This is a genomic window from Paenarthrobacter sp. TAF1 (genome assembly GCF_052113825.1).
GTDB lineage: Bacteria > Actinomycetota > Actinomycetes > Actinomycetales > Micrococcaceae > Arthrobacter > Arthrobacter nicotinovorans.
Genome location: NZ_JBFRDO010000012.1, coordinates 55,216 through 77,771, shown reverse-complemented (window position 1 = coordinate 77,771; position 22,556 = coordinate 55,216). Strand labels below are relative to the sequence as shown.

Sequence of the window (22,556 nt, the reverse complement as noted above, 5' to 3'; positions counted from 1 at the left end):
GCATGAGGGCTATATGGAAGGGATCTATCGCGTTCGGTCTGGTCAACGTACCAGTGAAGCTCTACAGTGCCACGGAGGATCACGACATTGGCCTGCACCAAGTCCACAATAAGGACGGCGGACGCATCAGGTACCAGCGTAAGTGCGAAATTTGCAGCGAAGTCGTAGCTTACGAGGACATCGACAAGGCCTACGAGGAAGAGGGCCGCACCGTGGTCCTCACCGCCGCCGAGCTGAAGTCCCTGCCGGAGGAGAACAGCCGCGAAATAGAGGTGGTGGAGTTCATCCCCGCCGAGCAGCTGGACCCGATCATGTACGAGCGCAGCTATTTCCTGGAGCCTGATTCCAAATCGCCCAAGGCCTACATGCTGCTGCGCCAGACGCTGGAGGACACGGACAGGATCGCGATCGTCCAGTATGCGCTGCGCCAAAAGACCCGATTGGGGGCCCTTCGCGTGCGTGGAGACGTGCTGCTGCTGCAGGCGCTCCTATGGGGTGACGAAGTCCGCGAAGCCAAGTTCCCGTCCTTGGAAACAGACATCAAGATTTCCGACAAGGAACTGGAAATGTCCTCCGCACTGGTGGAATCCATGGCCCACGACTTCGACCCGGATGAATACACCGACGACTACCAGGCCCAGTTGAAGACACTCATCGAAGCCAAGCTCGAAAAGGGTGAGGCCCTGGACACGGAGGCCACCTTCGGCAACGTCGAAGGCGAAGGAGAAGGCGGCGACGTCATCGACCTCATGGAGGCCCTGAAACGCAGCCTCGACAAGAAACGCGGCAAGGAAAAAGCGTCCGACGACGACGCTGCCGCCAGCAAAACTGCCGGCAAGCCAAAGGCGCGGGCGAAGAAAAAGGCGTGAGTCCGGCGTCGGGCATTTAATCGCTTGATACGCAAGAGGAAAGCAGCGCCGGAAGGTACCGGCGCTGCTTTCCTCTTGCGTGCCTGGCTCAGCCTTTGACTGAGCCCGCAGTGAGCCCCTGGACAATGAACTTGCTGGCGAACGCGAAAATCACCAGCGTGGGTACCACTGTCAAAACCGCGGCAGCGGACATGGAACCCCAGTCAATGTTGAAGCTGGAGATAAAGCCGGCCAACGCCGTCGGGATGGTCTTGTTGCTGTCGCTGTTCATGAGTGTCACGGACAGGAACAACTCGTTCCAGCAGTTGACGAAGTTGAAGACGAAACTCGCCGCAATGCCCGGAAGCATCACCGGAACGATCACCCTGAAGAGCGCGCTCAGCCTCGAACAGCCATCAATCATGGCGGCCTCTTCCAAAGCGTCGGGGACGTTCTCGAAGAAGCCGCGGAGCATGATGGTGCAGAACGGGATGCAGATGGCGATGTAGATCAGGATCAGGCCGGTCTTGGAATCCACCAGCCCGAAGTCGGTCATCATCAGGTACAGCGGGCCCAAGGCAATGAACCCGGGAATCATCTGCGTGATGAGGAACGCGCCAAGCACAGCCCCTCGTCCGGAGAACTGGAACCTCGCCAGGACATAAGCGGAGAGCAACGAGATGAGCGTGGCCACCGACGACGCCACCAGCGCTACCACCAGACTGTTCAGCATGTACTGGCCAAAGTCGGACTTCGTGAAAAGACCGATGTAGTTGTCCAGCGACAGCTGCCGTGGCCAATAATCCAAGGGCAGCGAATAGATGGCCCCCGGCTCCTTGAGGGATGTCACCACGATCCAATACAGCGGAAAGACGGTGACGATCAGGCACAAGCCCAAAAAGACGRCCTTTGAAACCCGGCCGAAGAGCGAGGGAGTGTTGATCATCGGTCTGCCTTTCGGAAACGGACAGCCATGAGGTAGAAGGCTGCAAACAGCATGAGGGTGACCATCACGATCAACCCCAGGGCGGACGCCTTTCCGTAGTCGCCCTCCTGGGTAATCTTGATCATGTACGTGGTGATGATGTGGGTCTGGTCGGCCGGTCCGCCGCCTGTCATGGCGAAGATGATGTCCGGGAAGTTGAAGATCCAGATCACCCGCAACAGGATGGTCAGCGCCAGCGTCGTCGAAATGCTTGGCAGCGTGATGCTGAAGAACGTCCGTACCTTGCCCGCACCATCCAAAGCGGCGGCCTCATACATTTCGTCGGACACCGACTGCAGCGCCGCGAGGATCATGATGGCGAAGAACGTCACGCCGTACCAGATGTTGGCAATGATGATCGCTGTCATGGCGAACCCGGGGTCGGACAGCCACGGAATAGGCGAACTGATGAGCCCCGCCTTCATCAGAAGGTCGTTGACCACCCCGAACTCCGCATTGAACATCCACCGGAACAGCATGCCGATGAGGAAACCCGACACCGCCCACGGGAAGAAGATCATGGCCTGGTACGCCCCGCGCATCCGGAACCGGCGCTTCAGGAACAGTGCCACCGCGAAGCCAATAACCACCTGCGGAACCAGGGAGCCAACAACCCACACCACCGTATTGCGGACAATCGTCCCGAACTCAGGGGCATCGAACAGGCTCTGGAAGTTCCCCAAACCTACCCAGGAGGTATCGGAAAGGTCATTCAGGTTCCAGTTCCGGAAGGCCATCTGGCTGCCGGCAATCATGGGGTAGTACGTGAAGATCCCCACGAAGACCGCAGCCGGAGCCAGGAAAGCCAGCAGGGTCAGCGCTGTCCGGCCGCTGAACCGTCGCTTGGACGGGTTGCCCCTGCCCGGTTCCGACAGCGCGGCTTTCCGCCCCGAAGGGGGCGGTGCGGCCTGCTTGACGTCGAGAGTCACCGGAAGCTATCCCTTCATCTTTTCGGTCCAGTAACTGTCCCAACTGGACAGCAGGTCAGACGTGGACATCTGGCCCGTGAGGACGCGTTGAAGTTCACCGTCGGACTTCTTGATCCATTCAGTCCACCAGGAGACGCTGCGGGGCTGGATCGCCGAGACGTACGTATCAGGGTTCTCAGTCATCTTCACGTAGGCAGCCCATGGTCCGGTGCTGTAGAAGGTGTCCTGGGCTGCGGACTTCAGTGTGGGCACCAGGCTGTTGTCCTTGCTGAACGTAGTGGCAGCATCTCCCTGTGCCAGGTACTTGATGAGCTTGACTGCCTCGGGCTTGGACTTGGATGACTCAGCGATGCCCCAACCCGCCGAAGCCACGGGCTGGATTGCCTTGCCGCCCGGTCCTACCAGCAAGGGTGCGACGTTCCATTGGTCCTGCTTGATGGACTGTGACTCCTTGACGGTGGCAATGACTTCGGGATCCTGAAGCAGGAAAGCCGTGGAGCCGTTGCTGAAGCCCTGCACCATTTCGGGGTAGCCCCAGGCTACCGACGACGGCGGGGAACCCTTCTTGAACAGGTCAATGTACAGATCCATGGCTTGCTGGGCCTTGGGGGAGGAGAAGATCGTCTTGCCGTTCGTCAGCTTGAAGGCGTTTTCCCGGTCGATCTCGTCTGCCACGTATGCCTCGATGATGGCGACGGCGTTGGAGTTGGCATTGGTGCCGCCACGGAAGGCGTAACCGAACTTGTTTTCGGCGGGTTTGTTGAGCGCCTCGGCCTGCTTCGCCATCTCTTCCCAACTGTTCGGAGGGCCGTCGAATCCGGCCTCCTTGACCAGGTCCGAACGGTAGAAAAGGGAAAGGCCGTAGAAACCGTACGGGATGTAGTAGGTCTTGCCGTTTTGCTTCGAGTACGTGACCGCGTTGTCTGTCAGGTTGTTCCAGCCGTCCCAGCCATCGAGGTCCTTGGTCATGTCGTAGAGCCAGTTGTTGGCGCCGAAGGAACCCACGGTGATGTCACGGGCCTCCACCACATCGATGCCTTTGCCGGACTGGAGCATCTGCTGGATCTTCTGGTCCGCCTGATCGGTGGGTGGCGAAATGAGCTCCACCTTGATGTCGGGGTTTGCCTGTTCGAAACCGGAAATGAGCTTCTTCAGGGTTTCCGTCCGGGTGGGGTTCGTCAGGCTTTCCACCATCTTCAAGGTGACCTTGCCATCGGCCGCTGACTGGCCGCCTCCACACCCGGCAAGTGCAAGAACTGCCGCCAGGCCTGCTGCCGCAGACGCCATAATTCTGGATTTCACGTGGGTCCTCCGTTGATTGGTTAAGTGATTTGCACCGGCTGAGCGGGTGCGGGTGGGGTCTAGAGGGAACGGGCAAGCCGGACGAGTTCCGGGACTGCCTTTTCCGCGAATATCTCGTAGTCCTTGGGGGAGTTGTACAAATGGGCCGAAAGCCGCAGGAAACCTTGTCCGTTGAACGTGGTGATGGCAGTTTCGATGTCCAGGTGGTCTGAGATGTAGCCGCGGACCGCGTGGGAATCCTCGTGGGTAGTGGCGAGCCCCTCCGGCAGGCGGATCAGGCGCAGGGGTCCCACCGGCATGCCGACGTCCACTGCCGGGTTCTGCCCTGTGGCACTGGCAAATGCCTCGCTGATCAGTGATTGGCCATAGTCGCACAACTCCTTGGCGTAGCTGCGGAAAGCTGCCCAGCCGTATCGCTCCTCTATGGTGTCGAAGGCGGTCCGGGCCGCCATCCACGAGGTCACGTCCTGGGTTCCCACGTGGTCGAAGTTCTCCGGGAAGCTGTACGGGAACCCCCACGAATCGATCAACGGTTCCAGTGCCTGTGCTTCTGGTCCGCGCGCCACCAACGCTGCGGTGCCTCGTGGCGCACAAGCGAATTTGTGCAGGTTACCAACCCAAAAGCCCTCAAAATCGGGGACCGGGAACTCCAGAACTCCCGGAGCGTGGGCGGCGTCCACCAGCACAGGTACACCCAGACGGGAAGGCGCGCGGGCGATTCCCTCGACGGGGAAGGCGCGGGCAGTTGCGGAGGTGATGTGGTCCACCACGATCAGAGCTGTCCTGGGCGTTACTTCCGCCATGACCAGGGCGCAAACTGCCTCCGCATCCGCCTCGAGGGGTATCTCTGCAATCCGGACCTGGCCGCCGCACCTGCGAGCGACCCGCTCCGCCCCCTGCAGCACCGCTCCGTAGGCGTGGCTGGTGGTCACGATTTCGGCGCCGGGAGCGAAGTCCAGTGAGTTGTAGACGGCACTGACGCCCGCGCTGGCGTTGTGGACCAGCGCCACGTGTTGCGGATCGACCCTGAGGAACTCTGCAATCTCCCGTCGCGCCGTGGCTACCAGCTCGAATTGGCCCATGAACCACGGACAGGGGTTCTGGTCCATAAGCTCCTTGAGCTTCAACTGATGTGCCTGGGCAGCGCGGGGAACGGACCCATATGAACCGTGGTTGAGGTGGACCTTGGACGGTGTAAGGCTCCAGTCGGCCATTGCGGGCCGGCCCTCGGGGGTCAACATCGGGCGGGGGACTGTGAGGGGTGCTGGGAACACGGCGTCCTTCGTCGGAGGAATGGGTCAACGCTCTGTAAGTTACATCACAGCTTTGACCAAGACAACGGACAATCCAAAATAGTCATAAGATGACTCTGTCGTTTTCCGGTGATATTCCTGCCTAATCAACCCATGTTTGGATCAAAAGGTACGATGTCTTGAACAGAAGGCATGACAATGCCCTCACTCAGCTGCCCGGGCGTCCCGGTGCGGTAGCGTGATACCGGAATCTGGAGGAGGCGACGTATTGGGTGCTGTCGAAACGGCGATGCAGGGCCTGAGGAACAAAATTGCCTCGGGTGAACTCGCGGCTGGTCAGAAATGTCCTCCGGAAGCGGAGTTGGCGGCGCAGCTGGGCGTATCGCGGAGTTCCCTCAGGGAGGCAGTGAGGGCGATGTCGGCACTGGGCGTCATGGAATCCAGGCATGGCTCGGGAACGTATGTCTCGTCCCTGGAGCCCACGGTGATCCTTCAGAACTTCGCCCTGCTGGTGGACCTGTTGCCGTTGGACGGTCTGCTGGAACTCTTCGAGATCCGCCGTCTCATGGAATCCCATGCCGCTGCGGCGGCGGCTGCCAATGCCACTCCTGAAGTCCTGGCGAAGTTGACCGCGCTTGTGGAGAGCATGGAGGCCACGGTCGACCCCGGCGAATACTCCGAGCTGGATTCAGAGTTCCATGAGGAAATCTGCCGTGCGGGCGGCAACTCGACGCTGAATGCGCTGGTCAGGCTTTTCCGCTCCCGAGGCGGGCATTTCCACATTTTCGACGGCGAGGACGGCGCGGCCGTGCGCAGGGACAGCACTTCAGGCCATAGTGCGATCGTGGCTGCGATCGCCCGGCGTGATCCCACCATGGCGGCGACAGCGACGGCCGCACATATCGCCCAGACGGAGACCTGGCTCAGGAAACTAAGGCCGGAGCCCCGGCTCTGACGTTGCCATGGCCGGGGCGGGGGACGAGTTAGTGGTTCCGGGGTCAGTGGTTCCGCAGCATTGAAATGAGTTCGGACTTCTTCTTGTCCGAGTAACCCTTCAGGCCGAGTTCTTTGGCGCGGGCTTTCAGTTTGTCGACGGTCCAATCGTCATAGTCCCCTGATTTGCCTCCCTTACGGCCCACGTCCTTGCGTCCCCGGGCTGCCGCTGCGTTGGAGATCCGGGCTGCTTTTTCCTTGGAGGCTCCGTCGTCGCGCAGTTCCTCGTAGAGTTCAGGGTCTTTGATGCTTGGGTTCTTCTTTTCCGGCATGTTCAGGTTCCTTTCCCTGAGTTTGTGGTCATGTGATACTTCGGAGTTCGTGGCAGCTTCCAGGGCGACTCACTCCTCCTTGTTGTGTCCGTTGCTGCTCATTCCCCGGCGGTAGAGCCACAGGGGCATGCCGACCACCAGCAACAGCAACGTCAGGACAATGAAGCCGCCGGCCACAATGCCTGCGGTCCTTCCAGCTGTGAAATCGAAGACCAGCGTGGCGGACCCTACGATCAGTAGTGCGACGCCTCCCAAGGCCCATTTGGTGACAATGTCGGCGCTGGAGACGAGTGTGGCCTTGAGCCCGCGGCGGAAGAGTCGCCGATGAACGCTGACCGGAATGACGATGAGCACTGTAGTGAGGGCAGCCACCATCACGTTGAACAGGTAAAGGCCGCGCTGCCAGTCGTCCAGTTCCCCGAATCGTGACTGGAACGGCAGTGTCAACAGGAAGCCACCCAGGATCTGGACGCCCGTTTGCAATACCCGCAGCTCCTGGATGAGTTCCATCCAGTTGCGGTCCATGCGTTCTTCCGTGGACTCGTTCCTGCCGATTCTGGGAACTTGTTCCTGTTCTGCCATTCGCATGCCTCCGCAGCTGTGTGGTGGACGCCGGGGATGTGCCGGACTACGGTCGGACTGTCAGCATTCCTCGAACTCTTATCGGGGCCTCAACGGATTTCCAAGGAGGAAGAAAATGAGTCAGGACGAGCACCGCGTGGACCCGGACAGCGAGCCCGGCGGCTACGGTACGCCGACTCCCGAACAGGAGATGCCCGGCAGCGGCGACGGGCGCGAAACGCCGGAGCGGCCGGCTGAAGGAGTTCCCGAAGTGCCGGGTGACGAGTTCCCCACGCCCAAGGATCCGGATGCTGCGCCGCCGTCAGAGGCTACAGGGCAGGAGCCTGAGGGAGGGTAAGGGCGCCTGAGGGCCGTCCCTGCGTGCAAATGATGGGCGCAGGTACAGCCCTCGTTGACCTGTCGGAAGTCCTCGGTGGTGGTTATACCGTATGGCCCCGGCGTCCCGACATGAAGCTCAGCAGCCACCCGATGGCCGCGATGACGAGAAGGACAACGCCTACCCACAGCAACCAGTTCAGGGCCTGCGAGAAGCCGCCCACAAGAAGAAGAACAATTGCTACTACACCAGCAATGATCAGAAGCGTATTCATGGTCAGCACATTCCTTTCCGGGGAAATCATTGAATAATCGCCGATTCCCAACTATGCATTCCGGTTTTACTTCGATTTAGTTTTGCCGGTACTTGGAGGCGTTCCGCCGCCTCGAAGTGCCTTTGCCCCTGTCAGCCGGCGTTTCATCGGGTGATGAAGTTCGCCAGCTGTGAACAGTAACACTCCTCATTGTACTACTAAGCACCCTTATGAAAGGCTTATTGCAGTCGTCACCTGATGATTGGGCAGTCGTCGCAGAAATCTTGCGGCGCGTTTTTGGCTCACATGAAAGTCCATGAGAGGAACACATGAAAGCGTCACAGCAGCTTGCAGACAACCTTCAAATCGTCCTGACAGACCTCATCGAGCTGCAGCTCCAGGGAAAGCAGGCACACTGGAACATCGTGGGACCGAACTTCCGCGATCTTCACCTCCAGCTGGACGAACTCGTCCTGGCCACCCGCCAGTTCGCTGACGACACCGCCGAGCGCATGCGTGCCCTCCATGCCCTGCCGGACGGCCGCAGCGCGACCATCGCCAAGGGCACCCGCCTGGAGGAATTCCCGGCAGGCCTGGTCAACACCAAGAACGCCGTCAAGCTGGTTACCGACCGCGTGGAACGCGCTGTCCAGACCATGCGCGACGTCCATGACGAGGTGGACGAGGAAGATCCCACGACGGCGGACCTGCTGCACGCGTTTATCGCCCGCCTTGAGCAACTGGTCTGGATGATCAACGCAGAGATCATGAACGCCGGCGCTGCCGTTACCGATCCGGACGAAGCCTGAGCATCAACCGGACCGGCTGAAGACAGAGAGACCCGCCGACCATGCCGCGGCTGAAGAGAAGCGACCTTTCCAAGCCCGGCATCGTCCGCCGGAAGGTTGGTACGGGGTTCAGCTACCGCCACCCTGACGGCAGTCTGGTCAGCAAGGAGGATCGCCAGCGCATCAACGCGCTGGCGATCCCGCCTGCATGGACCGATGTGTGGATCAGTCCCTACGAGCATGGCCACATCCTGGCCACGGGAGTGGATGCTGCCGGACGGAGCCAGTACATCTATCACCCTGGGTGGCGGGAACGTAAGGACACCGAGAAGTTCATCCGTGCAGCCAAACTTGGCCTGGTGCTGCCAACGGTCCGCCGCAACGTGACGGTCCATCTCCAGGACGCCGCGGATCCCCGGCAGCAGACGCTCGCAGCAGCTGTACGGTTCATGGACCTTGGCGCGCTGCGCGTAGGTTCCGAGGTCTACATGAAACAGAACGGTTCCTACGGACTCACCACCCTCCGATGCCGCCACGCGCGGGTGGAGGGCCCTGACGTCTTCCTTAAGTTCCCCGGCAAGAGCGGCCAGCTCTGGGATACCTCCATCCACGATCCCGCTTTGGCGGCCTTTTTGGAGCCGCTGGCGGACCGTCCCGGCAAGGAACGGCTGCTTGCTTACCAGGCCAACGGCACCTGGGTGTCGGTGGATGCGTCCATGATCAATGAATACCTCAGGGGCATCTCAGGGGAGGCGTACACCTCCAAGGATTTCCGGACCTGGAAAGGCACTGCGGCTGCCGCCCTCTGCCTCATCAAGTCCGGGCATAAGGGAACCCCCAGGCAAGCCATTGTGCGGGCCATCAAAGAGGCGTCCGAACTCTTGGGCAACACGCCCTCTGTGGCGCGTTCCTCCTATGTGGATCCGCGGATTATCGAGGGCTACCTCTCGGAGGAGCTTAAAGACGTCAAGCCAACGGAAGCGTCGGTTGCCGCCTACTTGAACGGCGAAACATCGAGTTAAACCGTGCCTCTCGAGAAGGCCTGTCGTTTTTATGAGTACACTCGTACTAATAAAAATTGATGGACGTGGCGTCTGGGGGCCGTAAATGATTCTGTTGGCAATCGTGGTGTGTGAAGTTGCGTTCTGGGTGGCGATCCTTGCCGGGCTCGCAGCACGGTATCTGCTGCGTCGTCCCCGCCTGGGCGGAGCCCTCCTGATCCTTGCTCCGGTTATTGATGCCATCCTGCTTGCCTTGGTCGCCGTCGATTTGCTGGGCGGCGGTACAGCCTCATGGCACCACGGACTCGCCGCGGTCTACATCGGTGTCTCTGTCGCGTACGGCAAGCGCATGGTGGCTTGGGCCGATGCGCACTTCCAGCACCGGTTCGCGGGCGGACCTGCGCCGGAACGTCTCACTGGAACCCGCTACACCATCAAATGCTGGCGGGATGTGCTCCTTACCGGGTTGGCGGTTGCCATCGCAGCGGCGACCCTTGGCGCGATTATCTTCCTCGTCAACGACGCCGAAAGAACCGCAGCGCTCTCGGACTTCTTCCGCATCCTGGGCATCATCTTCGCCATCGACTTCCTCTGGGCTTTGAGCTACACGATCTGGCCGAAGAAGGCTGACCGCGCCCTGCCCGCTCCTACGCCGTCGCGCTGATTCCATGCCCCGGAGAATCGATGCAGAGGCACGCAGTGCAGCAATTGCGGAAGCTTCCTTGCGTGTCCTCGAACGTGATGGCCTTTCGGGCCTTTCAGTGCGCGGGGTGGCAGCGGAAGCGGGCATCGCAGCCGCTTCGCTACGGCGTGCGTTTGCCACGCAACATGCCCTGCGGGAGTTCTGCCTGCAACTCATTGAGGACCGGGTCACCGCCCGAATCGCCGCCCTTGAGCTCACTGGCCGGGCGTTGGTTGATGGCTTGCTCCTGCAGTTGCTTCCTCTCGACAAGGAACGGCGGCTGGAACTCGTGGCGCAGGTCCAGCTTGGTGTCCTCTCACTGACGGATAGTGCACTACGTCCTGCCGCGATCAGGCTCAGCGAGGGAGTGGACCGCGTGTGTCACGTTGCCCTCCAGCTCCTGGCCGAAGCGGGACAGTTCAACCCGGGGCGCGACCCCGGCTATGAAGCCCAGCGCTTGCGTGCGCTCCTTGACGGGATCGCGATGCACGGATTGTGGAGCGGTGAACTCCCGGAGGCGGGTCCGATGCTCCGGGTGCTCTCGCGCCATCTCGACGAGCTCGCGGGTCCGTAGCACCTTAGGCAAGCAGAGCACGCAGAGCACGCAGAGCACCCCGGACACGCAAAAGTACCTCGGACATGCAAAGAGCCTGGCGCCACCCATATCCGGGAGGCACCAGGCTCTTTGCGTGTCGCTGAGGGGTTTGGGTGTCCCTACTCGGCGTCGTGGTCCGTTTCGAGGATCTTCACCAGGCTGTCCAGTGCTGCGTCCGCACCTTCACCTTCGGCACGCAGCACCACCACGTCACCGTGGGCAGCGCCCAGGCTCATCAGGGAAAGGATGCTGGCGGCGTCCATGGCGTCGTCGGCTGGCTCTCCCGGGCGGGCGATGGTGACATCGATATCCAGGTCTCCCGCAGCCTCGGCGAAGATGGCTGCCGGGCGGGCGTGGAGGCCGACGCGGCTAGCGATGGTGGCTGTACGTTCAGGCATTGGTGCTCCTTTGTGGTGGTGGGTGGCTTTGTGGGAAGTCTAGACGCTGACGGTTGCCGGGGTAGTTTCTGCCTCTACCGGCTTCTTCACGGCCCAACGCTTGAGGGCGATGACCAGCAGCGCAGTGATGACCACGCCGACGGCGATCGAGAGGAAGAACAGCAGGAAGTTGTCGATGGCGAAGAAGACGAACAAACCGCCGTGTGGAGCCTTGGAGGTGACACCGAAGGCCATCGACAGGGCACCGGTGACGGCGCCGCCCACCATGCTGGCCGGGATGACGCGCAGAGGGTCGGCTGCGGCGAACGGGATGGCGCCTTCGGAGATGAAGGATGCCCCGAGGAGCCAGGCTGCCTTGCCATTTTCACGCTCTGCCAAGGAGAACAGTTTCTTGTCCAGGACGGTGGCGAGGGCCATGGCCAGCGGCGGAACCATGCCTGCAGCCATGACGGCTGCCATGATCTGCCAGGGAGCCTGGTTGCTGACACTCGCAGCACCGAGCCCCGCAACGGCAAATGCGTACGCAACCTTGTTGACGGGACCACCGAGGTCGAAGCACATCATGAGGCCCAGGATGATGCCGAGGACCACAGCTCCGGCTCCCGTGAGGCTGGAAAGTCCGGCGTTGAGGGCGTTGGTCAGATCCACGATCGGACGGCCGAGGATCAGGAACATCAAACCGGACGCCACCAGGGACGCGAGCAGAGGGATGATCACCACAGGCATCAGGCCGCGAAGCCAGCGCGGGACGTCCAGCTTGCCGATCTGGTAGGCCACGTAGCCGGCCAGGAGACCACCAACGATGCCTCCCAGGAAGCCGGCGCCCATGAAGCCGGACACAGCACCGGCTACAAAGCCGGGGGCGATACCCGGGCGGTCAGCGATGGCGTAGGCAATGTAACCGGCCAGTGCGGGAACCAGGAACCCGAGGGACAGGGCGCCGATCTTGAACAGGACTGCGCCGATGTAGGCACCCAGCGGACCCCAGGCGTTCTCGGGGAAATCGGTGGGGAGGTTGAAGATGCTGTTTTCAACAACGATCTTGTCGGCGAAGTTGGTGATGAGGTAACCGCCCATGAGGAAGCCAAGGGCGATCAAGAGGCCGCCACCCGCAACGAACGGAATCATGTAGCTGACACCGGTGAGGAGTGCGCGCTTCAGCTTCTGGCCGATGTGCTCGCCCTTTTCCTCCTCGGCACGCTCAGCCTGCTCTTCGGCACCGAAGTGCGGAACACGGCGTGCGTGGGGGTCGACGGCGGCAGCCAGGGCTTCCTCGACCATCTTGGTGGGCTCGTCGATGCCACGCTTGACCGGAGCGTTGATGACCGGCTTGCCGGCGAAGCGCTCCTTGCCGCGGACGTCGACGTCGACGGCGAAGATCACGGCGTCGGCCGCAGCAATCACTGCCGGATCCAGCGGCTTGGCACCGGAGGAACCCTGGGTCTCGACCTGCAGGTCAACGCCCATTTCCTTGGCAGCGGCAACCAGCGAATCAGCCGCCATGTACGTGTGTGCGATGCCGGTTGGGCAGGCGGTCACTGCGACGATGCGCTTGGGTGCGGCAGTCGTCGTCGTGTTTTCTGCGGGAGCAGCTGCAGCGGCGGGCGCAGCAGCTGGCTTGTCTGCCAGCGCTCCGTCGACGAGGTCCACAATGTCCTGCTCGGTGGCTGCCGCCCTGAGTGCTGCGGTGAAGTCCTTCTTGATCAGTGAACGCGCCAGCTTGGAGAGCAGCTTCAGGTGTTCCTGGTCTGCGCCGTCCGGGGCTGCGATAAAGAAGATGAGGTCAGCCGGGCCGTCCTTGGCACCGAAGTCCACCTTGTGGGAGAGGCGGGCCATGGCAAGGGCAGGCTCCGTGACGGCGGCCGAGCGGCAGTGCGGGATGGCGATGCCGCCGGGGACGCCGGTCGCCGTCTTCTGCTCGCGGGCGAAGGCGTCGGCGAAGAGCCCCTCAACCTCGGAAGCTCGGCCGGAGGCGGCAACTTTGCCTGCCAGGACGCGGATGACGTCGGCGGGGGAGTCGCCCAGGTTTTGGTCGAGGGTGACCAATTGTGGGGTGATCAGCTGGGTCACTGTGATTCCTTCTGGAGGGCCGTGATGGATACGGCGTCGGGGGTTGTCTGGTGGACTGCCGGGACAGTGGAGCCCGGCAGCGAAGCAGCTGCGGCACCATGTGCCACGGCTTGACGGAGGCAGTCCTGCGCGGAACCGCCCTGGGTTGCGGCCAGCAGGTAGCCGGCAAGGGAAGAATCCCCTGCGCCCACTGTGCTGACTGCCTTGATCGGCGGATGCGTGGCGAACCACGCTCCGTCTGCGGTCACCAGGACTGCGCCCTTGGACCCGAGTGTTGCGAGAACGGCGCCTACGCCGCTGGCGACGACGGCGGCAGCGGCTTGGGCGGCTTTGGCCGGGTCCGCTTCCAGTTCGTCAGCTGTGTAGACGTTGGTGAAACCGGCTGCGGCGGCGAGCTCGGCAAGCTCTTCCGCATTCGGCTTGAGGAGGTCGGGCTTTCCTGCGGCATCGCCCACCAGGGCCGCCGCAAGCGGAGCTCCGGAGGAGTCGATGGCGATGCCGGGGGCGGCCGTTCCATCAGCGTTCGACCGGAGCCGACGCGCGATTGTGGCGTAGAAATCCGCGGGCACCCCTGGTGGGAGCGAGCCTGCGAGAACCACCCAGCTGGCGCCACGGGAGCGCTCCAGCAGCAGCCCGATCAGGGCTTCCTGCTGTTCGCCACTCAGCTCCGGGCCGGGTTCGTTGATCTTGGTGGTGACCCCATCCGGTTCGGTGAGCGTGACGTTGCTGCGCAGCGCCTGACCGATGGGCAGCGCCGCAAAGGGCACGCCGCCGTCGTGCAGTCCGGACAGGACGGGGTCTGAATCCGCGCCGGGAAGGACTGCCAACGTTTCGAGGCCGGAGGCCACGAGCGCCCGGGAAACGTTGACGCCCTTTCCGCCGGATTCCTGGTGGACGGCCACCGCGCGCTGAACTTCGCCGCGGGCCAGGGCGCCCGGAAGTTCCACCGTGCGGTCCAGGCTGGGGTTGGCGGTGAGCGTGACGATCATGCGATCACCACGTCGACGCCGGCGTCGGCCAAAGCCGCCGCAAGTTCAGCCGAGGGCTGCTGGTCAGTAATCAAGGTGTCAACATCCTTCAGGGTGGCGAACTGGACCAGTGTTTCGGCATCCAGCTTGGACGAGTCGGCCAGGGCTACAACGCGGCGGGCAGACTGGACGAAAGCGGCTTTCACCGCGGCTTCCTCGGGATCCGGCGTGCTCAGCCCGAAGACGGCGTGGATCCCGTTGGCGCCCACGAAGGCGATGTCCGGACGAAGCCTGTAAGCGGCCTCAACGGTGGACTGCCCGACGGCGGCCTGCGTGAGTCCGCGGACACGGCCGCCGAGGATCTGGAGTGCGACGCCCTGCGTGGAGGAGAGCTTGCCGGCAATCGGAATCGCGTGGGTGATGACCACGAGCTCGTCGTTCCCATTGGTGGACGGAGTCCGCTGGGCCAGCAGGTCCGCCAGGGTTTCAGTGGTGGAACCGGCGTCGAGCAGGATGCTGCCGGTGGTGGGTTCCGGGATCAGTGCAAGAGCGGCGTTCGCGATACGGAGTTTTTCGGCCTGGCGCTGCACTGCCCGCTCCAGGATGCTTTCCTCGCGGGTGCTCAGGCGGTCGGAGGGGACTGCGCCGCCGTGGACGCGGCGGAGATTTCCGGAAACTTCAAGGGCCGCGAGGTCGCGGCGGATGGTTTCGGTGGTGATGCTGAAACGGTCTGCGAGGTCTGTGACGCTCACGCGTCCGCGCTCTGCGACGAGTGCGGAGATCAGTTGCTGGCGTTCTTCTGCGAACACTTACCCTCCATTGCGGTAAAGCCAAGTTCGATGCGGCCACATCCGTGACTGCTGTCACAACGATGTGGAATTGCTTGACTCTATCTTTGTTTATGTTGGTAAGTCAATAGAAACCAACATAAACAAAGATCACTGCTGCGTCCGAGGTGGTCCGGGCGCGTACCGGGAGGGCTCCGGAGACGACGAAAGGGCATGTCGCGCTCCCTGTAGCGCGACATGCCCTTCTATCGGATCCTGACTGGGGGATATGCCGGGATCCGGTCTTGTTGGGTGCGGAACAGCCCTAAAGCGAAGGGGGGTTCCCTGGTCCCGGGGGCGGTGGGACTGCCGGGCCCGGGGTGGGTTCCGGGACGGGTGGCGGGCCCGGTTCCGGCAACGGTACGGGCTCAGGCGTCGGCCCGGGTTCCCGGGTTGGATCGGGGTGTGAGGGATCCGTGGGGAAACCGCTCATCATCAAGCGCTCCTTCTCCGGGACGAATGCGTCGGGCGGAGGCTTTGCGGCGTGCTGGAAGGGTACCGGCTGGAATCCCATCCGGACCCCATGTAGTCGATGGGCAGGTTGTCCGGGTCAGGTGGATCCGGCAGCTTGTGCTTGCCGGGTTGACCATGCTGGTTATGCTGGCCAAGGCCCCGGGTGGCAGTGGAAGACTCTCTTTTCTGTGATTCCGCGTGCATGCTGTCCCTTCCTGTAGCTTCAGAATTGGTGCTGCTCCTCATGGCTGCGCCCGTCACGTTCAGTCCGGAATTTCCATCCGGAAGCCGCAGTGGCATCCAAGAATCCTCGTGTTGATGAGAACCTCGTACATCCGCAGCCGCCCACCCGGTTTCAGGACGAGGGGAGTTTGAATCCTCCGGAGCTCGCAGCTGCTGGTCTTCATGGGTTCGCCGCAGTGAAGATACTGACCGCCGAACTGAAGTACCCCCTGGGAAATACCGGGTCGGTTGAGTACCGCGGCAACCCTCTGGACGGACGCGATCTGCTGGTACGAATACCTGCAGACATGGCACTCGTACGCCACGTCCACCAAGTTGGGCGCGGGCGGATAGTGGGACTGGATCGAATTCACCAGGAGGTGCTTGTCCGTATTGCACCGGGTACACCAAAGACGCTCATCGGGCGGTTGGTGGGCTTCGTCCGGGACTCTGGACGCTGGCTGGGCCGGCATGGGTGTTTACCTCGGCATCAAAAAATGCGGGTCGCCCGTCTGCATGAGCTGTAAAGCCTGGTCCTGAAAATGCGGGACTGTAGCTAGATTGTGCACATAGGTGCACGGCATATGCAAGGATTCTGTTGTCATTCCCCAAAGGGGTGACAGGCAGTGACCCGGCGATCGTAAACTAAGGCATGGACGAAATGAACGTTGAATTGGCGCTGCCTGATGCCGCCTCGGCGCCCGACGAAGTTTCGGTGCCCGAGCAGCTTCAGGACCTCGTTATCGATAGCGAAGACGTCGGTGGATTCCTCGGAGAGCTTGCTGTGTTTTCCGCAGCGGCAGTGTCCAATGCGGTGGGTGTGAACGTGCATTGTGGCATCACATTGAGCAGGCGGAGGCGGACGGCCACGGTGGCCGGAAGCACCCCGGAAGCCAGATTGATTGACGAAGTACAGCAGGCGTACGGGGACGGCCCATGCCTGGAAGCAATGCGTAGCCATGCCACCGTGCATGTGCCCGACACCTCCACCGAGGGGCGCTGGCCCGACTACTGCAAGGTCATCGCGGACCGTGGCCATCTTTCGGCACTCTGTGTCCCTTTGGAGCTGGACGAAGGTGCAACCGCGGCCCTTAACTTCTTCGCTCCGCGGATCGACGCTTTTGACGCGGCCACCATCCGGGACTGTGAGCTCTATGCCAGCCAGGCCGAACGCTCATTGCGCCTGGCAGTCCGGATCGGAGTAAAGCAGCAGCACGCCGATGACCTCCAGGATGCGATGCAGTCCCGCACCGTGATCGACCTCGCGTGCGGCATCATCATGGGGCAGAACAGGTGCAGCCAGGACGACGCCTTCCAGATCCTCAAAAAGGCCTCAAGCGCCCGGAACCAGAAGCTGCGTGACGTCGCCGAGTCGCTGATCAAGAGCGTTGCGAAAGAGTCACCCGTGGCTCATTTCGAACCCTGAGGGACATCGCCCCGAGGGTCCGCGGCCAGCCGATGACTTGTGACGCAAGCCACTGGTGAACTACATTTTAGGTGGGTTAAGCAGATAGCCCTTGGAGCCTCATGACGTGGTGCCATCCCGGATGGTCCAAGAACTGCACTTTCAGCCGTGGCCATTATCGGCCGGCTCGCAGCGTCAATGCATGCGGCTCCTTGGAGTTGTAAAAGGAGAATGGCAATGACGCTTGGTTCCCTTCCTGTCCCGAAACCTTCACAAGGGCCCGAACCTGCCCAGGCCGGAGTGCGGCCATGGTGCACTGTCTGCGGCACCGATTCCTACATTTTTGTTGAGACCGTGGTGGAAGCCGAACCACACCAGACGGAAGTGGTCGACGTCAGCTACACCTGCAGCGAATGCGATACCTTCTACGCCCACCCCGTCCGCCTGGCAACGCTGGTGCCGGAGATCCAACAGGAATTCCTTTCCACTGCAGCAGCAGGACTGTGGTTCAGCTGCACACATTGCGGCGACCCCATGACGCTGGGACGTCCCACTGAACGCGTGATTGAGGCCCCCCGGAGCACTGAAGATCCTGAAAGCCCCAATCTCCTTGAGGTCTACTTGCAGACCCAGGTCCTGCATTGCCGTTGTGGTTTCCAAATGGAGGTTCCGCGCCACGTTGGGTAACCACCGTCTCTGAATAATCCATAGCGGGAGGGGTGGGTCTGTGCGCACGTTTGGTGTCGAGGAGGAACTTCTGATTGCCGATCCTTCGGACGGCATGCCATTGGCCCTCGCCACAGACATTCTGGACGTGGCGGCTGCCCACGGCGGGGATGTTGACGGTGACGCCGCTTCCCTGAAGTCCGAATTCAAGCAGGAGCAGATCGAAGTTAACTCCCGCCCTTGCCGGACGGCTGCTGAGCTCAGGGCTGAAATCCGTGCCGGCCGGGCCTTGTCCGACAAGGCGGCCAGAGCCGTGGGTGCGCGGGTGGCCGCGCTGGCTACCCCGCCGGTATTCCATGCGACGCCCACCTTGGGCAATCAGCGCTACGCTGCCATGGGCACGGAATTCGGCCTGATTTCGCGTGAGCAACTCACATGCGGTTTTCATGTCCACGTATCCATCGAGTCGCCTGAGGAAGGCGTTGGGGTCCTGGACCGCATGCGGCACTGGCTCCCCGTGCTGCTTGCCCTCAGCGCCAACTCTCCCTTCTGGATGGGGGCCGACACCGGCTTCGCGAGCTATCGAACACAGATCTGGAACCGGTGGCCTACTGCCGGGCCCATGGACGTATTTGGTTCGGCCGATGCATACCGCGCAGTCCTGGGGGCGCTGCTGGGCACCGGAGTTCCCATGGACGAGGGCATGATCTACTTCGACGCCCGCCTTTCCAGGGGCCATCCAACTGTCGAACTCCGGATCGCGGATGTTTGCCTCTACGCAGAAGACGCGCTCACCCTGGCGGTGATCGCGCGCGCTCTCGTGGAAACTTCGGCCGCTGAATGGCGGTCGGGCGATCCGCCGTCGAGTGCTTTGACCCAGGTCATCCGCATGGCCAACTGGAAGGCGAGCCGCTTTGGCATCAACCGCGAGCTGCTTCACCCGCAGGACCAGAGCCCGGTTGCTGCTCCGGAAGTTGCCGGCGCCTTGCTGCGCCACATCAAGCCTGCCCTGGGCAAGGCCGGAGACCTGTCGCTGGCGCGGGCCGGGGTGGCCTGCATCCTCCGCCGCGGTTCAGGCGAGCGGCTGCAGCGCCAGGCGTACGCGCGCCGGCGGCGGCTGTCCGACGTCGTGACCGCAGCCATCGCCTCCACGCACGAGTACGGGGAACTTTCGGACGCCGGGCTGCTCAGCCACTAGCAGTCGAAGGCCCGACGACGGCGGGCCGGGGAGCCGCCGTCGTCGCGCCTTGTGCGGGCCGTAGCCTCCGATGAAGTGCCCGGACGGTCAGCCCTGGTTGATGCGGATCATGTTGCCGGAGGGGTCGCGGAAGGCGCAGTCGCGCGGTCCCCACGGCTGGTCGATCGGTTCCTGGAGGACCTCTGCGCCGGACGCCCGAAGTTTCTCGAAGGTGGCGTCGAGGTCGTCCGTGCTGAAGACGAGCATCGGCATGACGCCCTTGGTGAGGAGTTCCTGGATGGCGTCGCCGTCAGCCTGGGAGCGGCCGGCGTGCGGCGGGGAGAGGACCAGTTCGAGGTCGGGCTGGGCGTCGCTGCCCAAGGTCACCCAGCGCTGGCCATCGGAGCCGACGTCGTTGCGGACCTCCAGGCCGAGCGCGTCGCGGTAGAAGGCGAGCGACTCATCGACATCGTTGACAGTGACGTGTGCGTACTTCAATGAAATGTTCATGAACCACACGCTATTGCAGCTTGGGAGCCTGCGCTTCTTCAATCCTGCTCAGGTTGGTCTTGCCCTTCCTGTCGGGACGAGTGTGCTGTTTGGCGATGCAGTTCGGCATGGCTTTCACGGCGTGGTGCTCCCGGGAGCGGTACTCGCTGGGCGTGATCCCTACGATTTCAGTGAAGCGGCTGCTGAAGGAGCCCAGGGAGGTACAGCCGACTTCCATGCAGGCATCCGTAACGCTGGTCCCGGCACGAAGGAGGGCCATGGCCCGCTCTATCCGCCGGGTCATCAGGTAGTTGTAGGGCGATTCACCGTATGCGGCCTTGAACTGGCGGGAGAAGTGCGCCGGTGACATGAGGGCGCCGGCTGCCATGGTGGGCACGTCCAAAGGACGCGCGTACTCGCGGTCTATGAAGTCGCGGGCGCGCCGCAGATGGGCCAGGTTGGCCAATTCCTGCGGTGTCATGGCGTCAGTCTACTAGGCTCATGCCCATGGAATCAGTGGTCTGGTCAAAGCCCGAAAACCAGCGCAAGGGCACTCCTTTGCTGGTGATGCTGCATGGTTACGGCACCAGCGAGCAGCGCATGGTCAACCTTTTTGACCAACTGCCCACGGAGTTCACCTGTGCTGCGTTGCGGGGGCCCAAGGTTATCGGCGACGATTACGGGTGGTTCCTGCTGGACTACTTCCTGACCAACGACTTCGCGGATGTGATTGCCTCCACAAATGCGGTGTTCGACTGGATCAACTCCGTGAAAGACAACCACAGCAGCGTGAGTTTGCTCGGCTACTCACAGGGCATGGCCATGGCCAGCACGCTTCTGCGGTTGCGGCCCGCGTCGTTCAAAGCCACCGTCGGCTTGTCCGGATTTGTCCTGGACAACGACCTGCTTGCCCTGAGTGAATCATTCGACACCCCGCCGCCGTTCTTTTGGGGAAGGGACAAAGCGGACCCCGTGATCAACGAGGACGCGATCGCCCACACGGAGGAGTGGTTGAACGCCAACACGGCATTGACGGCACGTACTTATCCCGGGATGGGGCACCGGATAGACCCTGTCGAATTGGTGGATGTCAGTGCTTTCCTGAAGTACTACGTGCTGGGCTAGGGCTGGATTAGAAGGCATTCCCACCCCGGAATCAAACCTGCTGGTGAGATTCGCGTCACAATTTCGCATTCAACCGCACTCTATTGAATGACAAAATTGTAAGCGCTTACACTTTTGGCTGGTGACCCGGTCCGGGACACACGCCAAAGCGTCAGGCGAGCATGGAAAGGGTTGAGGCCGTGTTGCATGGTTAGGACTCACAGGGTGACAATCCAGGACGTAGCCGTCCTTTCCGGGTTGTCCATTTGCACGGTATCGCGGGCACTCAGGAAGCTCCCCAACGTTTCCGAAAAGGCCCAGTCGCGGGTGGCTGAAGCTGCCAGCAAGCTCGGCTATAAAGCCTCGGCCGCCGCATCCAGATTGGCCGGCGGAAACACAGGGTCGGTGGCGATCGTCGCCCCCACCGCCACATCGTGGTTCTTCTCCCAGGCCGTGGAAGCTGCAGAGGAGGTTCTGGGTGACAGTGGCTACGACACGGTCCTGATCAGCCTCCGCAACAAGGCCACTGTCCGGAAGCAGTTCTTCGCGGATCTTGAAAACCTCGCGCAGAGGGTCGACGGACTGCTGTTGCTCAACATTGACCTCGACCCCGGAGAACTGGAAGCGTTGGAAGCCTGCGGACTGGCAGTGGCCAGCGTGGGCATGCGAAATGTTCCGTGGGACAATGTAGGTATCGATGACGAACACGCTGCCTGGCAGGCAACCCAACACCTGCTGGGGCTGGGCCATTGGAACTTGGCCGTTCTCTCGAGCAATGAACACTCCGTTGTGACTGAGACTCCTCGGTTCCGTGGCTTCCGGCGTGCGCTGGATGAACACCACCTCACCGTTCACCCGGACCTTGTGGTGGCTTCAGGGCCAGGTATCGACGACGGGCGGCGGGCCATGACTGAGCTCATCACCCGCGGCGCGAAGCCCACGGCAGTGTTCGCCCACTGTGACGAGGCCGCGTTCGGTGCATTGACCGCGCTCCGGGAATACGGCTTGTCCGTGCCGAAAAACGTGTCCGTGATCGGAATAGATGACCACCCGATGAGCTGGTTCCTGGGTCTCAGCACCGTGGCGCAGCCGGTAGCTGACCAGGGCGCCTTCGCTGCGAACCTGCTGTGCGAACGACTCCTGAATAACGAATCCCCCCACCAACCCTCCACCCACTTGCTCGATACCAAGCTCATCGAACGCAAAACCACGCGCCACAAGCGCTGAACGGAACTATGCACATGACTGACCTTCGTAATGCCTGGACCGGCGCCTCGGCGCTCCTGTTCGATCTCGACGGCGTGCTGACGCCCACTGCCGTGGTGCACGAGCAGGCGTGGCAGGAACTGTTTGACGGTTACCTGGCCCGGATCGGGCACCAGGAGGGCTACCAGGAGAGCGACTACTTCGACCACATCGATGGCAAGCCGCGCTTTGACGGCGTCCGGGACTTCCTCACCTCCCGGGGCATCACGCTCCCGGAAGGCCCAACGGACGACTCGCCCACGAACCAGACCGTCCAGGGGCTCGGCAACCGCAAGAACGCCATCTTCAACGAAATCGTGGACACCCGGGGAGTGGAGCCCTACGAAGGTTCCGTCAAATTCATCAATGCGGCCTTGGAACGGGGACTCAAGATCGCAGTCGTCTCCTCGTCAAGGAACGCTCCTGCCGTGCTGAAGGCAGCGGGACTCGACCACAACTTCGAGGTAGTCGTCGACGGCCAGGTGGCCGCCGCCGTCGGACTTCCCGGCAAGCCGGACCCGGCCACCTACGTGTATGGAGCAGGCCTGCTGGGCGTACCCGTGGAGGAATGCATCGTGGTGGAAGACGCCGTGTCCGGGGTGCAGGCCGGCGCGGGAGCTCCCTTCTACGCCGTGATCGGCGTGGACCGTGGTGCGGGCCGCCAGACCTTGCTCGATGCCGGCGCCACGCTGGTGGTCGACGACCTCAACGAACTTCTCTGACCCTACTTTTT

Annotated in this window: 27 protein-coding genes; 13 read left to right on the top strand and 14 right to left on the bottom strand. The window is 62.2% G+C overall.

The window, feature by feature from the left end; translation table 11 throughout:
• Positions 1-2 precede the first annotated feature (2 nt).
• The gene (gene ku / locus AB4Y81_RS15320; RefSeq protein WP_026267323.1) at positions 3-869 is read left to right on the top strand and encodes a non-homologous end joining protein Ku; all 867 of its coding nucleotides are present in this window, start codon (positions 3-5) and stop codon (positions 867-869) included.
• Between the two features lie 88 nt (positions 870-957).
• Here the strand turns inward: ku and AB4Y81_RS15315 are convergent, their stop codons facing one another.
• Genes AB4Y81_RS15315 through AB4Y81_RS15300 form a run of 4 tightly spaced genes read right to left on the bottom strand, consistent with a single transcriptional unit; the run spans position 958 to position 5,305 of the window.
• Complete coding sequence (locus tag AB4Y81_RS15315; RefSeq protein WP_441996199.1) at positions 958-1,794, bottom strand: carbohydrate ABC transporter permease; 837 nt, start codon at positions 1,792-1,794, stop codon at positions 958-960.
• Positions 1,791-2,762 (bottom strand): carbohydrate ABC transporter permease, encoded by a 972-nt coding sequence (locus AB4Y81_RS15310; RefSeq protein ID WP_018778945.1) that lies wholly within the window; start codon positions 2,760-2,762, stop codon positions 1,791-1,793. The genes AB4Y81_RS15315 and AB4Y81_RS15310 overlap by 4 nt, the downstream gene beginning before the upstream one ends.
• A gap of 6 nt (positions 2,763-2,768) precedes the next feature.
• Positions 2,769-4,064: an ABC transporter substrate-binding protein gene (locus AB4Y81_RS15305; RefSeq protein WP_026267322.1), complete on the bottom strand. Its 1,296-nt coding sequence runs from the start codon at positions 4,062-4,064 to the stop codon at positions 2,769-2,771.
• 59 nt (positions 4,065-4,123) lie between these two features.
• The gene (locus tag AB4Y81_RS15300) at positions 4,124-5,305 is read right to left on the bottom strand and encodes an aminotransferase class V-fold PLP-dependent enzyme (protein WP_441996198.1); all 1,182 of its coding nucleotides are present in this window, start codon (positions 5,303-5,305) and stop codon (positions 4,124-4,126) included.
• Positions 5,306-5,585: 280 nt separating this feature from the next.
• Between AB4Y81_RS15300 and AB4Y81_RS15295 the strand changes: the two genes are divergently transcribed.
• Positions 5,586-6,272, top strand: a complete 687-nt coding sequence (locus tag AB4Y81_RS15295) for a FadR/GntR family transcriptional regulator (protein ID WP_441996197.1) — start codon at positions 5,586-5,588, stop codon at positions 6,270-6,272.
• Between the two features lie 43 nt (positions 6,273-6,315).
• On the opposite strand, the gene AB4Y81_RS15290 is transcribed toward AB4Y81_RS15295, so the two are convergent.
• Positions 6,316-6,582, bottom strand: coding sequence for a DUF7218 family protein (locus AB4Y81_RS15290; protein ID WP_055977300.1), 267 nt, complete (start codon positions 6,580-6,582; stop codon positions 6,316-6,318).
• A 69-nt stretch (positions 6,583-6,651) separates the two neighbouring features.
• Positions 6,652-7,164 (bottom strand): DUF6328 family protein, encoded by a 513-nt coding sequence (locus AB4Y81_RS15285; protein WP_018778940.1) that lies wholly within the window; start codon positions 7,162-7,164, stop codon positions 6,652-6,654.
• Positions 7,165-7,279: 115 nt separating this feature from the next.
• Here AB4Y81_RS15285 and AB4Y81_RS15280 point away from each other — a divergent pair, with 115 nt between their 5' ends.
• Complete coding sequence (locus AB4Y81_RS15280) at positions 7,280-7,501, top strand: hypothetical protein (protein WP_018778939.1); 222 nt, start codon at positions 7,280-7,282, stop codon at positions 7,499-7,501.
• An 82-nt stretch (positions 7,502-7,583) separates the two neighbouring features.
• Here AB4Y81_RS15280 and AB4Y81_RS15275 read toward each other — a convergent pair whose 3' ends face one another.
• A complete protein-coding gene (locus AB4Y81_RS15275; RefSeq protein WP_018778938.1) occupies positions 7,584-7,754 on the bottom strand; it encodes a hypothetical protein in 171 nt (56 codons plus the stop codon).
• A 308-nt stretch (positions 7,755-8,062) separates the two neighbouring features.
• Here AB4Y81_RS15275 and AB4Y81_RS15270 point away from each other — a divergent pair, with 308 nt between their 5' ends.
• From AB4Y81_RS15270 to AB4Y81_RS15255, 4 genes are all read left to right on the top strand, one after another.
• Positions 8,063-8,542, top strand: coding sequence for a Dps family protein (locus AB4Y81_RS15270; RefSeq protein WP_014920468.1), 480 nt, complete (start codon positions 8,063-8,065; stop codon positions 8,540-8,542).
• Positions 8,543-8,583: 41 nt separating this feature from the next.
• Positions 8,584-9,543 (top strand): DNA topoisomerase IB, encoded by a 960-nt coding sequence (locus AB4Y81_RS15265; RefSeq protein WP_189076406.1) that lies wholly within the window; start codon positions 8,584-8,586, stop codon positions 9,541-9,543.
• Between the two features lie 85 nt (positions 9,544-9,628).
• Positions 9,629-10,186, top strand: a complete 558-nt coding sequence (locus AB4Y81_RS15260; protein WP_431230003.1) for a hypothetical protein — start codon at positions 9,629-9,631, stop codon at positions 10,184-10,186.
• Positions 10,187-10,190: 4 nt separating this feature from the next.
• Complete coding sequence (locus AB4Y81_RS15255) at positions 10,191-10,778, top strand: TetR/AcrR family transcriptional regulator (RefSeq protein ID WP_193590711.1); 588 nt, start codon at positions 10,191-10,193, stop codon at positions 10,776-10,778.
• A gap of 140 nt (positions 10,779-10,918) precedes the next feature.
• On the opposite strand, the gene AB4Y81_RS15250 is transcribed toward AB4Y81_RS15255, so the two are convergent.
• From AB4Y81_RS15250 to AB4Y81_RS15230, 5 genes are all read right to left on the bottom strand, one after another.
• Positions 10,919-11,197, bottom strand: coding sequence for an HPr family phosphocarrier protein (locus AB4Y81_RS15250; RefSeq protein ID WP_018778934.1), 279 nt, complete (start codon positions 11,195-11,197; stop codon positions 10,919-10,921).
• 39 nt (positions 11,198-11,236) lie between these two features.
• Positions 11,237-13,267: a PTS fructose transporter subunit IIABC gene (locus AB4Y81_RS15245; protein ID WP_018778933.1), complete on the bottom strand. Its 2,031-nt coding sequence runs from the start codon at positions 13,265-13,267 to the stop codon at positions 11,237-11,239.
• Positions 13,264-14,256: a 1-phosphofructokinase family hexose kinase gene (locus AB4Y81_RS15240; RefSeq protein WP_039239324.1), complete on the bottom strand. Its 993-nt coding sequence runs from the start codon at positions 14,254-14,256 to the stop codon at positions 13,264-13,266. Before AB4Y81_RS15240 ends, AB4Y81_RS15245 begins: the two co-directional genes overlap by 4 nt.
• On the bottom strand, positions 14,253-15,044 hold the full coding sequence (locus AB4Y81_RS15235; protein WP_018778931.1) for a DeoR/GlpR family DNA-binding transcription regulator: 792 nt from the start codon (positions 15,042-15,044) through the stop codon (positions 14,253-14,255). The genes AB4Y81_RS15240 and AB4Y81_RS15235 overlap by 4 nt, the downstream gene beginning before the upstream one ends.
• A gap of 734 nt (positions 15,045-15,778) precedes the next feature.
• Complete coding sequence (locus AB4Y81_RS15230) at positions 15,779-16,111, bottom strand: hypothetical protein (RefSeq protein ID WP_413305532.1); 333 nt, start codon at positions 16,109-16,111, stop codon at positions 15,779-15,781.
• 287 nt (positions 16,112-16,398) lie between these two features.
• Here AB4Y81_RS15230 and AB4Y81_RS15225 point away from each other — a divergent pair, with 287 nt between their 5' ends.
• From AB4Y81_RS15225 to AB4Y81_RS15215, 3 genes are all read left to right on the top strand, one after another.
• Entirely contained in the window at positions 16,399-17,163 is a 765-nt protein-coding gene (locus tag AB4Y81_RS15225; protein ID WP_370584097.1) for a GAF and ANTAR domain-containing protein, read from the top strand.
• Between the two features lie 216 nt (positions 17,164-17,379).
• On the top strand, positions 17,380-17,829 hold the full coding sequence (locus AB4Y81_RS15220; protein ID WP_018778928.1) for a hypothetical protein: 450 nt from the start codon (positions 17,380-17,382) through the stop codon (positions 17,827-17,829).
• A gap of 40 nt (positions 17,830-17,869) precedes the next feature.
• Entirely contained in the window at positions 17,870-19,006 is a 1,137-nt protein-coding gene (locus AB4Y81_RS15215; RefSeq protein WP_441996196.1) for a glutamate--cysteine ligase, read from the top strand.
• Positions 19,007-19,093: 87 nt separating this feature from the next.
• Here AB4Y81_RS15215 and AB4Y81_RS15210 read toward each other — a convergent pair whose 3' ends face one another.
• On the bottom strand, positions 19,094-19,495 hold the full coding sequence (locus AB4Y81_RS15210) for a VOC family protein (protein ID WP_026267320.1): 402 nt from the start codon (positions 19,493-19,495) through the stop codon (positions 19,094-19,096).
• Positions 19,496-19,505: 10 nt separating this feature from the next.
• On the bottom strand, positions 19,506-19,955 hold the full coding sequence (locus AB4Y81_RS15205; protein ID WP_441996195.1) for a helix-turn-helix transcriptional regulator: 450 nt from the start codon (positions 19,953-19,955) through the stop codon (positions 19,506-19,508).
• A 26-nt stretch (positions 19,956-19,981) separates the two neighbouring features.
• Here AB4Y81_RS15205 and AB4Y81_RS15200 point away from each other — a divergent pair, with 26 nt between their 5' ends.
• The 3 genes from AB4Y81_RS15200 (at position 19,982) to AB4Y81_RS15190 (ending at position 22,545) form a co-directional block, all read left to right on the top strand.
• Positions 19,982-20,599 carry an alpha/beta hydrolase gene (locus AB4Y81_RS15200; protein ID WP_055977433.1) on the top strand — a complete coding sequence of 206 codons (618 nt, stop codon included), beginning with the start codon at positions 19,982-19,984 and terminating at the stop codon, positions 20,597-20,599.
• Between the two features lie 204 nt (positions 20,600-20,803).
• Positions 20,804-21,805 carry a LacI family DNA-binding transcriptional regulator gene (locus AB4Y81_RS15195; RefSeq protein WP_354628316.1) on the top strand — a complete coding sequence of 334 codons (1,002 nt, stop codon included), beginning with the start codon at positions 20,804-20,806 and terminating at the stop codon, positions 21,803-21,805.
• A gap of 8 nt (positions 21,806-21,813) precedes the next feature.
• Complete coding sequence (locus AB4Y81_RS15190) at positions 21,814-22,545, top strand: HAD family hydrolase (RefSeq protein WP_039239331.1); 732 nt, start codon at positions 21,814-21,816, stop codon at positions 22,543-22,545.
• The last annotated feature ends 11 nt before the right edge of the window (positions 22,546-22,556 follow it).